Source organism: Candidatus Methylomirabilis sp., assembly GCA_036000645.1.
Lineage (GTDB): Bacteria > Methylomirabilota > Methylomirabilia > Methylomirabilales > JACPAU01 > JACPAU01.
Window position 1 is genome coordinate 1 of record DASYVA010000100.1, and the last position, 12,317, is coordinate 12,317.

Sequence of the window (12,317 nt, forward strand, 5' to 3'; positions counted from 1 at the left end):
AGCGGGCCACTCCCGCGAAACAACTTCTGGTGAGGAAAATCCTGAGGTTACAAAGCCGCAGTGGGGCCCGGCGGGCCCGTGGCATCCGCCTTGCTCCCTATACGGTCTGTCGCCCTGGAGTCTTCAAACCCCTAAATCCTGGAGGAGGACTACGATGAAGAGGACATTCTGGACACTGGTTGCCGCTACCATCCTTGCCGCCTCAGCACTCTTGTTTGTGCCCATCTTCGAGAGCGAGTCCACACCGGTCGTCAGCGGGATCGGGATGGCCGACGGCGGGATGTAGTTCATTCTAGCTAGCTGCTGAAGGTACTGACCGGAACAGTCTCGAGAGAGGGGGGGGAGGCGCAGGTTCCTCTCCCCCTCCTTTTTTTACTGCTAGTTACCGAACCATTCCATCGCTCCGGTCTGAAGGAAGGCGACGGAACCGACCCCGGCGCTTGACAGAGGTACACAAAAACAGTACTTTCTTTACCCCCGAATGACCCAGCCCCAAACAGCAGGCCGGGGGGGGAAGGGGCTGGATTTCTGGGGAGGATCAATGCGATTCGCCCGTTCGTTTTCGAGTGTTGTGTGCCTGTTGTGCATACTGCTTGTCGTTCCCGGCGTTATTCCGACACTAGGAACGTCAAAGCTCCAGGGAAGGCAGCTAGCTTCGGCTGAAGCTCCTCCTACCCCGCCGCGATCTCCCTCGCGCTCGGCGGAAGCCAAGCCCACCCAGTCCGGCGGGACGTACCGGCGGGCCCTTTTGCATGAGCCGGCAACACTCGATCCGGCCACCTTAAGCGACATCTATGGGCGAACCATTGCCCAGCAAATCTACGATGGCCTCGTTCAGTTCGACGAGGCCCTCGCCATCCGCCCGGCCGTGGCCAGTTCCTGGAAGAGCTCACGGGATGGACTCGTCTGGACCTTCAATCTCCGGAGGAGAGTCAAGTTTCATAACGGCCGGGAGGTCACGGCCGACGACTTCGTGTACTCGTTCACGCGGATCCTGGATCCCAAGGTGGGGTCGGGGGCAGCCGAAGTCTTCCTGCGAGTCCAAGGAGCCAAGGAGTTTGCAGAGGGGCGAGCGCCACATGTTCGGGGACTCCAGGCTCCAGACCGGTACACCCTGAGGATCACCTTGACGGAATCCTCCACCCCCTTCGTCACTGCTCTTGCGGTAGGCGCCGCGAAAGTGATCCCGAGGGAAGCCGTGGAGGAGCTGGGAAAGGAGTTCGGGCGACGGCCGGTGGGGACCGGTCCATTTCGCCTGAAAAGCTGGGACAAGGGCAAGGAGATCATCGTAGAAGCCAACCCCGACTACTTTGGCGGGCGCCCATACCTCGATGAGGTCGCCTACAAGATTTACCCCGGCGGCAAACTCGAGGCGATCTTGGCTGACTTCAAGGAAGGGTTGCTAGAGGACGCCCCGATCCCAGTCAAGGAGCGGCGGCAGATCATCGAGGACAAGACCCTCCAGTATGTCCGCCGGCCCATCCTGGGGATCCGCTTCTTCGCGTTCAATACAAGGGTGAAGCCACTGGACAACCCGCTGGTCCGGCAGGCGCTCATCCACGCCGTGGACCGGAAATGGATCGCCCAGCAGATCTACGGCGACCGCTACCTCCCGGGTGTCGGCATCCTCCCCCCCGGCACGTACGGCTACGACCCGAACCATCCCGGACAGGAGTACGACCCGGAGAAAGCCCGGGCCCTGCTCGCCAAAGCGGGGCACCCCAGTGGCAAGGGGATCCCCCCGCTCGAACTCTGGTCTGCGGCGGGCTTGACCTTTGAAGAGTTCGTAGCCGAGGAGCAGGCCTTCGCCAAGTTCCTGGGGGGGATCGGCGTCGAGGTCGACCTCAAGCGGGACACGAACTGGCCCACATACAAGGGGAGCGTGTACGACGGGCGCCTCCCGATGTGGCGGTACTCCTGGTACGCCGACACTCCTGACCCCTACAGCTTCCTCCACCTGCTCTTCCACTCGAAGGGGCCGCACAACACCACGAAGTACCGGAACCCGGAGGTGGATGCCCTCCTCGATCGGGCCGAGAAGGAGGCCGACTACTTCGCCCGCGTCCGGCTCTACCAGCGGGCCGAGCGGATCATCGTCCGGGACGCGCCGGTCATCGTGCTGGGGTATTACACCTTCGAACACGTCTTCCAGCCGTACGTCCGCGGCATCCAGGTGAGCGCCCTGGGCGAGCGCTACATCCCCATGCGCCACATCTGGCTGGAGAACAGCCGGCCCCACCCCACCGGGAACTGACCCCATGCTGAGCGCGGTGCGCCACTCGATCAGGAGCCTGCGGCTGCGGACGAAGTTCATCCTCGCCGTCAACGGCCTGATCGTCGTCCTGGTCACCGCCGCGACCCTGCTGGTGGAGATGCGGCAGCGGCAAACGATCATCCGCGAGGTGGAGAAGCGGGCCGTCACCCTGGCCCAGAGCCTGGCCGCCGCAACGACCAACGATCTCATGACGTATAACTTCGTGGGGCTGGAGCAGAAGCTGGCCGAGGTCGCCCGCCAGGAGGACGTCCTCTACGCCATCGCTCTGGACCGGGAGGGGCTGGTGGCCTCCCACACCCTGCTCAAGGAACTGGAGGGCACCCGGCCGAAGGATGACGTGAACCTCCGGGCTCTCACGGCGGAGGAGACCGTGGTGCAGCGGGTCCACCATGCCGAGGAGGGCGACGCCTACGATATCGCCGTCCCGATCCTGATCGGCAGCAGCGAGGACAGGTGGGGCACCATCCGGGTGGGGGTTTCCCTGCGTGCCATGCAGAAGGAGCTCGCGCAAACCGCGTTGCAGATCTTCGGGGTCGGGATCGTGGCCATGCTGTTCGGGAGTATCGGCTCCATCCTGGTCGCCCGGCGGTTCACCACCCCCCTCCAGCGCCTCCTCCAGGGAGTCGGGGCCATCAGCCGGGGAGACTTCAGCCAGACGATCGAGGTGCACGGGGAGGACGAGATCGGGCAGCTCGGCACGGCCTTCAACGAGATGACCCGCCAGCTCGCCCGCATCCGGGATCTGGAGGACCAGCTCCGCCGGTCCGACCGGCTCGCCGCCCTGGGCACCATGGCCGCCGGGATCGCCCACGACATCCGCAACCCCCTCACCTCGATCTCCATCTTCACCCAGCTCATGTCCCAGAACTTCCAGGACCCCGAGGTCCGGACCAAGTTCGACCGGGTGGTCCCGCGGGAGCTGGAGCGGGTCCAGCGGGTCCTGGAGGACATGCTGGAGCTGGCGCGCCCCGCCTCGCTGAACCGGGAGCCCGCCGACATAAACGAGGTACTCCTCCAAGTGATGGAACTGTTCGAGCGGCAGCTCAGCGAGCAGGGGATCGTGGCCACCACCAACCTGACCTTCCCCCTGCCGAAGACCATGGCGGACCGGAAGAAGCTGCACCGGTGCTTCGCCAACGTGATTCACAACGGCATTCAGGCCATGCCCAAGGGGGGGCGCCTTACCATCTCCTCGGGCCTGTTCGTCGCCCCCCGCTCCTCCCTCGCCCGCCCCGAGGCCCCCCAGCAGGAGGCTCGGGAGACCCTCCGGGTCTTGGTCACCGACACTGGCGTGGGCATCCCCTCCGAACTCCTCCCCCACATCTTCGACCCGTTCTTCACGACGAAGGAGAAGGGCACGGGCCTGGGGATGGCCATCGCCCACCGGATCATCGAGGATCACCTGGGTGCCATTGAAGTCTCCTCGCGGGTCGGGGGGGGGAGCACCTTCAGACTGACCCTCCCGGTCCAGGCGGCGGGGGCGGAGGTTCCGGCGGCGCCCCCCTCCGAAGCGGCCGTGACGCCCCCCCTCGAGCGGCTGCCAACTTCTTCCCCTTCCTCATCCGCTCCCGCCCCCGCGGCCTGAATCTGGCGATCCCCCTCGGGCACCTGTTACAGTAGGGCGGGGGATCAGATGCCAGTCCGCGCCGCCCTGCTGGTCCTTTCCCGGAGCCGGCTCCTCCGGGAGGCCCTTACCCGGCGACGCCTCTTCCCGGCCGCCGTCAGCCGCTTCATCGCGGGCCCCGAGATCGCCGACGCGCTGGCCGCCGTAGAGCGGCTGGCCGCCCGCGGGCTCCAGGCCACGCTGAATCACCTGGGGGAACACGTCGAGAGCGCGCCAGCGGCCGCCGCCGAGGTCGAGGCGCAGGGGAGGGCGCTCGAGCGCCTCCGGAGCGCGGGGCTCGCCTCCCACCTCTCGGTCAAGCTCACGCAGCTCGGGCTCGACGTGGACGCGGACCTGTCCGCCCGGCATCTGCGGCAGATCCTGGAGGAGGCCGCCACCCTCCCCACCCTCGTCCGGATAGACATGGAGGGGTCCGCCTACACCGACCGGACCCTCGCCCTGTACCGGCAGCTCCGGCTCGCCTTCCCCAACGTCGGCGTCGTCCTCCAGGCCTACCTCTACCGCACCCCGGGCGACCTGGAATCCCTCCTCCCCCTCGGCGCGAACGTCCGGCTCTGCAAGGGAGCGTACCGCGAGCCGCCCGGCATCGCCTACCCCCGGAAGCGGGAGGTGGACGCCAGCTTCCTGCGCCTGGCCGCGCGGCTGCTCTCGCCGGACAGCCTGGAGCGCGGGACCTTCGCCGCCTTCGCCACGCATGACCCGCGGATGGTGGCGGGGGTGCAGCGGCTGGCGGCCGAGCAGCGTGTTCCCCGGGACCGGTTCGAGTTCCAGATGCTCTACGGGATCGGCCGCGACCTCCAGGCCGCGCTCGTCGCCGCCGGCACCGCGGTCCGTATCTACATCCCCTACGGGGACGCCTGGTTCCCCTACTTCATGCGCCGCCTGGCCGAGCGCCCGGCCAACCTCCTCTTCCTCCTCCGGAGCCTGCTGCGCGGCTGAGGGCCATCATCCCTTGGGCTTGCTGCAGTCCAGGGGAGCCGGAGACGACCCGCCGCATGGAGACGATCACCCACCCGCGGAAAGGAGTGACGAGTGGCCACACTTCCGGCAGACCCCGTAGCCGCACTCCCGATGCGGGACCGGCGGTCGCCCGGGGCGTGACGGGCGTCCGGGCAGACCCGCGGGGGACATGAGACACCGCCGAGGTGGAGCCCCGCGGCTCGCCCGCGGCTTGACTCCCGGAGGGTGTCGCGGTATATAGGGGCGACCTTCGAGAGAGGACGGCGAGATGCTGGACGGCAAGTGCCTGGGGTTCATCGGCGGCGGGAACATGGCGGAGGCCATGGTCCGGGGGCTGCTCAAGGCCCAGCTCCTCCGGCCAGAGGACATGCTCGTCTCCGACGTGGCCGCCGAGCGGTTGACCTACCTCCAGCAGACCTTCGGAGTGCGGACCTCCCCGGACAATGCCGAGGTGGCAGGGAAGGCGGACATCGTCCTGTTCGCCGTGAAGCCCCAGATCATGTCCTCGGTCCTGGACGGCCTCCTGGACGTCATCACGGAGGAGAAGCTCCTCATCTCGATCGCGGCCGGCATCTCGACCCGCTTCATCGCCGGGAAGTTCCCGGGGAAGGTCCGCGTGGTTCGCGTCATGCCGAACACCCCCGCCCTGGTTCTCGAGGCCGCGAGCGCCCTCACGCCGGGCGGCGCCGCCACGGCCGAGGACCTGGAGCTGGCCAAGCGGCTCTTTGCCGCCGTGGGGAAGGTCGTCGTGGTGGAAGAGGTCCTGATGGACGCCGTCACCGGGCTCTCGGGCAGCGGCCCGGCGTACATCTTCATGATCATTGACGCCCTTTCCGACGCGGGGGTGAAGGTGGGCCTCGCGCGGAGGGAGGCGCAGCTCCTGGCGGCGCAGACGGTCCTGGGGGCGGCCCGCATGGTCCTCGAGACGCGCAAGCACCCGGGCGAGCTGAAGGACATGGTGACCTCCCCGGGCGGCACGGCCATCGCCGGCCTGCACACGCTGGAGGCGGGGGGGCTCCGGACCACCCTGATCAACGCCGTGGAAGCGGCTACCCGGCGCTCCATCGAGCTGGGCCGGAAGGACTGAGGGAACAGGCATGTTCATCCTGGGAAACCTCCTGAACGCGTTCGCCGACATCCTCTTCTGGATCCTGCAGGCCTACATGTGGATCGTCGTGGCCCGGGTGGTCATCTCGTGGGTCAACCCTGACCGCTACAACCCCATCGTCCAGTTCCTGGTCCGCAGCACCGAGCCGGTCCTCCGCCCCGTCCGCCGGGTCCTCCCGGTGTTGGGAGGATTCGACTTCTCCCCCGTGGTGGTCATCCTCGGTCTGGTCTTCCTCCAGCGGTTCCTCGTCCCCACGATCTCGCAGCTCGCCTGGAGGCTTCACCTCCAATGAACATCACCCCCCTGGATATCACCCAGCGGGAATTCCGGCGGCGCCTCAGGGGGTGGGACCCGGCGGAGGTGAAGGCCTTCCTGGACGGGGTGGCCGACGAACTGGAGCTCCTGGTCAAGGAGGCCGCGTCGCGCGACGAGCGGATCCAGAAGCTGGAGGGGCAGGTGGCGGCCTACCAGGAGCGGGAGGAGGCCCTCCGGAAGACCCTCTACTCCGCCCAGCGCCTCACCGAGCAGCTCAAGGACACCGCCAAGCGGGAGGCGGAGCTGATCCGGAAGGAGGCGGAGCTGCAGGCCGAAAACCTCCTGGAGAAGGCCCACCGCCAGGCGGGCGAGCTCCAGGCCCAGATCGCGGACCTCAAGCGGCAGAAGCAGCTCTTCGAGGCCAAGCTCCGGGCCGCCCTGAAGATCCACCTGGACCTGCTCGAGGGCCGGGGGGAGAAGGCTGCAGGCAAGGGCGATGCCCCTCCTGAGGCAGGCCGGCCCTGACGTCCTCCTCACGGTCCACGTCCAGCCCCGCGCTGCCCGGGACGAAATCGCGGGTCGTCGCGGGGAGGCCCTGCGCCTCCGCCTGACCGCGCCGCCAGTGGCGGGCGCCGCCAATGCCGCCTGCCTGACCCTCCTCGCCGACCTCCTGACCGTCCCGAAGGCCCGCCTGCGCCTGGTGGCGGGCCCCCACAGCCGGACCAAAGTCATCCGGATCGCGGAAACGACAGTGGCCGCGGTGGCGGCCCGCCTCGCGCCGCATCTGTAGCCGCCGATCCCACTCCCTAGGGCTGGTCCACCACCACGAACTGGAAGACGAGCAACTGCGGGGCGGAGCCCCGGTAGAGGCCGGCCAGGTCCACGAGGACGGCGCGCGCGCCGGCCGGCAGCTCAGGAAAGAGGAGGAACCCCCGCCGCTCACCCCCCGGGGGAACCACCACCGTGGCCGTCAAGACCGTCCGCTGGACGGCCCGGAGGCGCTCGGCTCCCCTCTCGAGGCCGGCAAGAGACGCGTACAGCCCGGGGTAGTCCAGAGGCACCAGGCGGCGCCCCTCCTGGTCCGCGAGGCGCGCCGCCGAGGGATCAAAGGAGAGCGGGTCCGGGGAGTCATTGCGCAGGTCCAGGAGGAAGGCCGTGGGGTGCGGGGCGTCCGCCGGAAGGTCGGCGAAGGGATTGACCCGGTCCCGCTGGCCTTCGTAGTAGCGCTGGAGAGCGTCCCACGGGAGGGCCCGGATGCTCACCGTGGCCCGCTCCAGTTGGGCGATGATCTGTTCCCCGGTGACGGTGTTTGCGGGCACGCTCTGGGGGGCGGGGCGCAGGAGACGTGCCTTGGGGAGAGCGGGGCTGGTGGCGCAGGCCGCCAGGAGGAGGGAGAGGCCGACCAAAACAGCACCGGGGGAGGGTGGCCGCGCCACCCTCCCCCGGATATCGCGATCCAGCCGGTCGGTCACACCCGCATCGCCCGCAGCCTCGCCACCCGCTCCTCAACCGGGGGGTGCGTGGAGAACCAGCTGGCGAACGAGCGGCCGCTGAGCGGGTTCACGATAAACAGGTGCGCCGTGGCCGGGTTGGCCTGAAGCGGCAAGCGCTGTGCGGCGTGCTGGAGGCGCTCCAGGGCGGAGGCCAGCGCGCCGGGCTTCTTCGTGATCTGCGCCGCGGTGGCGTCGGCGAGGTACTCCCGGGCCCGCGAGATCGCCAACTGGATCAGGAAGGCGGCGATGGGGGCCAGGACGGCCATGAATACGAGCCCGACGACTCCGCCCCGATTGTCGTCATCCCGGCCGCCGCCGAAGAAGGCCGCCCAGCGGGCCATGTGGGCCAGCATCATGATCACGCCCGCGAGCGTCGCCGCGATGGTGCTGATGAGCGTGTCCCGGTTCCGGACGTGGGCCAGCTCGTGCGCGAGGACCCCCTCCAGCTCCTCCCGGTCCATCAGGCGGAGGATCCCCTCCGTCACCGCCACGGCGGCGTGCCGGGGACTCCGGCCCGTGGCGAAGGCGTTCGGCGAGGGACCGGGGATAATGTAGACCCGGGGCATCGGCAGGCGGGCCCGCTGGGCCAGCCCCCGGACCATCGCGACCAGCTCCGGGGCTTCCGCCTCGCCGACCGCCTTGGCCCCGTACATGGCGAGGACGATTCGATCCGAGAACCAGTACGCCCCGAAGTTCATCAGCAGGGCGAAGGCGAAGGCAATCACCATCCCCTGCTGTCCCCCGAAGTAGTTGCCGAAGACCACGACGAGCCCCGTGAGGGCCCCGAGGAGCACCGCGGTTTTGAACGTATTGCCCATGGCTTCGCGTCCTCCTTCACCGCTCCGGCCGGCCGAACGAGCTGCCGCGACCACTAGCCTAGGGGAGCGGATGCAGGCTGTCAAGCCTTCCCGGCCCGCTCTTCCTCGACGGGGATGCGCCGGCTGAGCCCGCGTCGCCCCACCGGCACCAGCCCCGGCCCCTGAGCGTGCCGCTGCCGCAGTTCCTCCTCCACCGTCCGGAGCATCGTCTCAAACGTCTCGGCCATCTCCCGCTGCATTCGCTCCATCCGTTCCCGCATGTTCAGGATGACCTCGACCCCCGCCAGGTTCACCCCCAGCTCCTTCGTGAGGCGCAGGATGAGCTCGATCCGGGCGAGGTCCTCGTCCGAGTACAGGCGCGTGTTCCCCTGGCTGCGGGCCGGGCGGATCAGCCCCTCCCGCTCGTAGGTCCTGAGCGTCTGGGGGTGGACATCGAACATGTCCGCCACCACGCTGATCAGGTACCGCGGCCGCTTGTTCCTGGCCATGCCTCCCTCGTGGCGCGAGGTCCCGCGGTCACATCCACGCCTTCAAGTCCCGCCGTGGATCCTCCGGCGCCAGCCGCGCCAGCTCCCGGAGCAGCTCCTGGGCACGGGCATTCAGGGCGCGCGGCACGACCACCTTGACCGTCACGTACTGATCTCCCCGCCCGCCCCCCCTCAACGCGGGAACGCCCTTGCCCCGGAGGCGGAACACCTGGCCGCTGCTGGTGCCGGGGGGGACCCGCATCTCGGCCGGCCCGTCCACGGTGGGGACCTGGATCCGCGCGCCCAGGGCCGCCTCGGTGATCGTCACCGGGACGGTGCAGTGGAGGTTGTCCCCTTTCCGCTCGAAGAACGGGTGGGGGCGGACCCGGGTGACGATGTACAGGTCCCCGGGGGCGCTCCCCGCCGGCCCTGCCTCCCCCATCTCGGCCAGCCGGATCTTGGAGCCGGTGTCCACGCCGGGGGGGATCTTCACCTTCACCCGCTCGGTGCGGGGCAGGCGCCCGCGCCCGCCGCAGGCGGGACAGGCCTGTCCCGGGACCCGACCCTCGCCGCGACAGCGGCGGCAGGGTCTCGCCATCCCCAGGAGACCCTCCCGCGCGGCCACCTGTCCCGTCCCCTCGCACTCGGGGCATGGGATGGTCCCCGCGCCGGGGCGGGCCCCGGAGCCCCCGCAGGAGGCGCAGGGGGCCGACCGGTGCACGCTGATCTCGGTGGTGACCCCGCGGATCGCCTGCTCGAGGTCGATGTCGATGGAGTAGTGGAGGTCCTCCCCGCGGGGCGGGGCCTGTTCCCTGGTCCCCCCCCGGCCACCGAACATCCCCTCCAGCAGATCCCCGAGGCCCCCGAACCCTCCGCGGGCGAACTCCCCCGGGTCAAACGGGGCTCCGGCGAAGGGGCCGCCGGCCCGCGGCCCGGGTCCGGCGGCCGCCCGATGCCCGAACTCATCGTACTCGGCCCGCTTCCGCGGGTCGCCCAGGACCTCGTACGCCTCCGTGATCTCCTTAAATCGCTCCTCGGCGGTCTTGTCTCCCGGGTTGACATCCGGGTGGTACCGCCGCGCCAGGCGCCGGTAGGCCCGCTTGATGTCCCGATCGGTCGCCGAGCGGGGGAGTCCGAGGACGTCATAGTAGTCCCGCTTCCCCATCAGGTCAGTGCCCCCCGGCCGGCGGCGCCGGGCCGCCGCCCCCTACTTCACGTCGATCTTGATCTGCTTCGGGCGCGCCTCCTCCGCCTTCGGCAGGGTCACCTCCAGCACGCCGTCCTTGAACACCGCCTTGATCTTGTCCTGCTGGATGGTGGCGGGCAGGGTGAAGGAGCGCTGGAACGAGCCGTACGCACGCTCGATCCGGAGGTAGTTCTCCTCCTTCACGTCCTTTTCGAACTTGCGCTCCCCCCGCAGGCTCAGGGTGTTGTCCCGGACGTTGATCTCGATGTCCTCCTGGGTGAGCCCAGGGAGCTCCGCCTTCATCACCACCCGGTCCGGCGTCTCATAGATGTCTACCGAGGGCGTCCAGGTGGAGGCGGCGATCCCCTCGTCCTCGGGCCGCGTCCGGCTGAGGGTCTGGTCGAAGAGGCGGTTCATCCGCTCCTGGATGGACATGAGATCCCGAAAGGGGTCCCAGCGCACAATGGCCATGATCGTCCTCCTTTCCTCTCGTCTTCCTGACCTACTTGTCCTTCTTCCCGAGATCCTCGAACTCCGCGTCAACCACGTCACCCTCCTGGGTGCCGCCGGGGCCGCCCGCCTTCTCGCGGGTCTCGCCCTCCGCCGCCTGCCGCTTCTCCTTCGCCGCCTGCTCATACATGGCCTTGCCGATCCGCTGGGCGGCGGAATTCAGCGCCTCCATCGTCTGCTTGATCCGACCGATGTCGCCCGACTCCACGGCCTTCTTGGCATCGGCGATGGCGTCCTCGATCGGCTTGATGTCGGCGATCGGGATCTTCTCCCGGTGCTCGTTCAGCGTCTTCTCGGTCGCGTAGACCAGCTGCTCGGCCTGATTCCGGAGCTCGATCTCCTGCCGCCGCTTCTTGTCGTCGTCGGCGTGCTTCTCCGCCTCCTTCACCATCTTCTCGATCTCGTCCCTCGCGAGGCCGCTGGAGGCGGTGATGGTGATCTGCTGCTCCTTGCCGGTGGCCAGGTCCTTCGCCGAGACGTTCACGATCCCGTTGGCATCGATGTCGAAGGTCACCTCGATCTGGGGAACGCCCCGGGGCGCCGGCGGAATTCCCACCAGGTGAAACTTCCCGAGCGTGCGGTTGTCCCGGGCCAGCTCCCGCTCTCCCTGGAGGACGTGGATCTCCACGCTGGTCTGGTTGTCGGCCGCGGTGGTGAAGATCTCACTCTTGCGGGTGGGGATGGTCGTGTTGCGCTCGATCAGTCGCGTCATCACCCCGCCCAGGGTCTCGATCCCCAGGGAGAGGGGCGTCACGTCCAGGAGCACGACATCCTTCACGTCCCCCACCAAGACGCCCGCCTGGATGGCGGCCCCCACGGCGACCACCTCGTCGGGGTTCACCCCCTTGTGGGGCTCCTTGCCGAAGAGCTCCCGGACGGCCTGCTGCACCTTCGGCATCCGGGTCTGCCCGCCGACCAGCACCACCTCGTCAATCTGGCTGGGCTTCAGGCCGGCGTCCTCCAGGGCCTTCCGGACGGGCCCGAGGGTCCGCTGGATCAGGTCATCCACCAGCTGCTCCAGCTTGGAGCGGGTCAGCTTCAGGCTCAGGTGCTTGGGCCCGGAAGCATCGGCCGTGATGAAGGGGAGGTTGATCTCCGTCTCCATCACAGTGGAAAGCTCGCACTTGGCCTTCTCCGCCGCCTCCTTCAGGCGCTGGAGGGCCATCCGGTCCTTGCTGAGGTCGATCCCCTGGTCCTTCTTGAACTCGGCGACGACCCAATCGATGATCCGCTGGTCGAAGTCGTCCCCCCCCAGGTGCGTGTCCCCGTTGGTGGCCTTGACCTCGAAGACTCCTTCCCCGATCTCCAGGATGGAGATGTCGAAGGTCCCGCCCCCGAGATCGAAGACCGCGATCTTCTCGTCCTTCTTCTTGTCCAACCCGTAGGCCAGGGAGGCGGCGGTGGGCTCGTTGACGATGCGCAGGACCTCCAGGCCGGCAATCTTTCCGGCGTCCTTGGTGGCCTGCCGCTGGCTGTCATTAAAGTACGCGGGGACGGTGATGACCGCCTGGGTCACCTTCTCCCCGAGGTACGCCTCCGCGGCCTCCTTCAGCTTCTGCAGAATCAGGGCGGAGATCTCGGGCGGGGAGTACTGCTTGCCCCGGATCTCCACCCGGACGTC

14 protein-coding genes are annotated in these 12,317 nt (G+C 68.5%); 8 read left to right on the forward strand and 6 right to left on the reverse strand.

All coding sequences use genetic code 11. From position 1 onward, the window contains the following. Positions 1 to 154 precede the first annotated feature (154 nt). From VGT06_06025 to VGT06_06060, 8 genes are all read left to right on the forward strand, one after another. The gene (locus VGT06_06025) at positions 155 to 286 is read left to right on the forward strand and encodes a hypothetical protein (protein HEV8662678.1); all 132 of its coding nucleotides are present in this window, start codon (positions 155 to 157) and stop codon (positions 284 to 286) included. Between the two features lie 462 nt (positions 287 to 748). Further along, positions 749 to 2,254, forward strand: a complete 1,506-nt coding sequence (locus tag VGT06_06030) for an ABC transporter substrate-binding protein (GenBank protein ID HEV8662679.1) — start codon at positions 749 to 751, stop codon at positions 2,252 to 2,254. 4 nt (positions 2,255 to 2,258) lie between these two features. After that, complete coding sequence (locus VGT06_06035; protein HEV8662680.1) at positions 2,259 to 3,860, forward strand: ATP-binding protein; 1,602 nt, start codon at positions 2,259 to 2,261, stop codon at positions 3,858 to 3,860. 48 nt (positions 3,861 to 3,908) lie between these two features. Then, on the forward strand, positions 3,909 to 4,838 hold the full coding sequence (locus tag VGT06_06040; protein ID HEV8662681.1) for a proline dehydrogenase family protein: 930 nt from the start codon (positions 3,909 to 3,911) through the stop codon (positions 4,836 to 4,838). A gap of 289 nt (positions 4,839 to 5,127) precedes the next feature. Then, a complete protein-coding gene (gene proC, locus VGT06_06045; GenBank protein ID HEV8662682.1) occupies positions 5,128 to 5,946 on the forward strand; it encodes a pyrroline-5-carboxylate reductase in 819 nt (272 codons plus the stop codon). A 10-nt stretch (positions 5,947 to 5,956) separates the two neighbouring features. Continuing rightward, the gene (locus VGT06_06050) at positions 5,957 to 6,259 is read left to right on the forward strand and encodes a YggT family protein (protein ID HEV8662683.1); all 303 of its coding nucleotides are present in this window, start codon (positions 5,957 to 5,959) and stop codon (positions 6,257 to 6,259) included. Further along, positions 6,256 to 6,747, forward strand: coding sequence for a DivIVA domain-containing protein (locus tag VGT06_06055; GenBank protein HEV8662684.1), 492 nt, complete (start codon positions 6,256 to 6,258; stop codon positions 6,745 to 6,747). Before VGT06_06050 ends, VGT06_06055 begins: the two co-directional genes overlap by 4 nt. Continuing rightward, on the forward strand, positions 6,719 to 7,012 hold the full coding sequence (locus VGT06_06060) for a DUF167 domain-containing protein (GenBank protein ID HEV8662685.1): 294 nt from the start codon (positions 6,719 to 6,721) through the stop codon (positions 7,010 to 7,012). The genes VGT06_06055 and VGT06_06060 overlap by 29 nt, the downstream gene beginning before the upstream one ends. A gap of 16 nt (positions 7,013 to 7,028) precedes the next feature. On the opposite strand, the gene VGT06_06065 is transcribed toward VGT06_06060, so the two are convergent. From VGT06_06065 to dnaK, 6 genes are all read right to left on the reverse strand, one after another. Further along, positions 7,029 to 7,541 carry a hypothetical protein gene (locus VGT06_06065; GenBank protein HEV8662686.1) on the reverse strand — a complete coding sequence of 171 codons (513 nt, stop codon included), beginning with the start codon at positions 7,539 to 7,541 and terminating at the stop codon, positions 7,029 to 7,031. A 149-nt stretch (positions 7,542 to 7,690) separates the two neighbouring features. Beyond that, complete coding sequence (htpX, locus tag VGT06_06070; GenBank protein ID HEV8662687.1) at positions 7,691 to 8,533, reverse strand: zinc metalloprotease HtpX; 843 nt, start codon at positions 8,531 to 8,533, stop codon at positions 7,691 to 7,693. A gap of 80 nt (positions 8,534 to 8,613) precedes the next feature. Further along, positions 8,614 to 9,021 carry a helix-turn-helix transcriptional regulator gene (locus tag VGT06_06075; GenBank protein HEV8662688.1) on the reverse strand — a complete coding sequence of 136 codons (408 nt, stop codon included), beginning with the start codon at positions 9,019 to 9,021 and terminating at the stop codon, positions 8,614 to 8,616. A 28-nt stretch (positions 9,022 to 9,049) separates the two neighbouring features. After that, positions 9,050 to 10,165: a molecular chaperone DnaJ gene (gene dnaJ, locus VGT06_06080; GenBank protein ID HEV8662689.1), complete on the reverse strand. Its 1,116-nt coding sequence runs from the start codon at positions 10,163 to 10,165 to the stop codon at positions 9,050 to 9,052. 42 nt (positions 10,166 to 10,207) lie between these two features. Further along, complete coding sequence (locus tag VGT06_06085) at positions 10,208 to 10,657, reverse strand: Hsp20/alpha crystallin family protein (GenBank protein ID HEV8662690.1); 450 nt, start codon at positions 10,655 to 10,657, stop codon at positions 10,208 to 10,210. 31 nt (positions 10,658 to 10,688) lie between these two features. Further along, positions 10,689 to 12,317, reverse strand: a 1,629-nt coding sequence (gene dnaK / locus VGT06_06090; protein ID HEV8662691.1) for a molecular chaperone DnaK, incomplete at its 5' end; no start/stop codon positions are given.